This window comes from Pseudomonas sp. P7548 (assembly GCF_013386585.1).
In the GTDB taxonomy this organism is placed as follows: Bacteria; Pseudomonadota; Gammaproteobacteria; order Pseudomonadales; family Pseudomonadaceae; genus Aquipseudomonas.
Genome location: NZ_JACARO010000153.1, coordinates 1 through 686 on the forward strand (window position 1 = coordinate 1; position 686 = coordinate 686).

Genomic DNA, 686 nt, shown 5'->3' on the forward strand with positions numbered 1-686 from the left:
GAATGCCCTTGGGGGCGTATTCGATGCCCAGGGCGCGGGTCAGCCCCAGCAAGCCGTGCTTGGCGACGGGGTACGGAAAGCAGCCGGGGATGATGTGGCTGGAATGGGTGGAGGCGATATTGATGATGTTGCCGATGCCCTGCTCGATCATGTGCGGCAGCACCGTGCGACAACCGAACCAGGCACCGTCGAGGTCGATGGCGAAGCAGCGGCGCCAGTCTTCGTCAGTCATTTCCAGGGGGTCGCGGAATACGTTGACCCCGGCGCAATTGACCAGCACGTCCACGCGGCCAAAGCGCTCGATGGCCACATTGACCAGTGCCTGCCATTGCGCCTTGGAGGTGATGTCGACGGGCTGCGCGACAATCTCGGCACCGCGTTCGCGCCAGTGGACGGCGACTTTTTCGACCTTGTCGCCCTGGATATCGGCGATCACCAGGCGTGCCTGCTGGGCCTGGAAGCAGGCGACGATCGCCTCGCCAATGCCTTGGGCGGCGCCGGTGATGATCACTACTTTGTTCTTCAGCCGCTCACCATAAGTGGGCTCGGGCACGGCGGGTAATGACAACGGTTGGGCCTGCATCGCTTCACCTGTTTTATTTTTGGTAGTGAGTGCTGATGCAGCCGACTATAAACCCATCTTTTGAAATATCTCAATATATAAATTTGCATCCCATATATTGAGC

Annotated in this window: 1 protein-coding gene; it reads right to left on the minus strand. The window is 59.2% G+C overall.

Features of this window, described 5'->3' with window-relative positions; genetic code table 11:
* Positions 1-583: SDR family NAD(P)-dependent oxidoreductase (locus tag HX803_RS31745; RefSeq protein ID WP_178926019.1), on the minus strand; the 583-nt coding region annotated here is incomplete at its 3' end.
* Positions 584-686 lie beyond the last annotated feature (103 nt).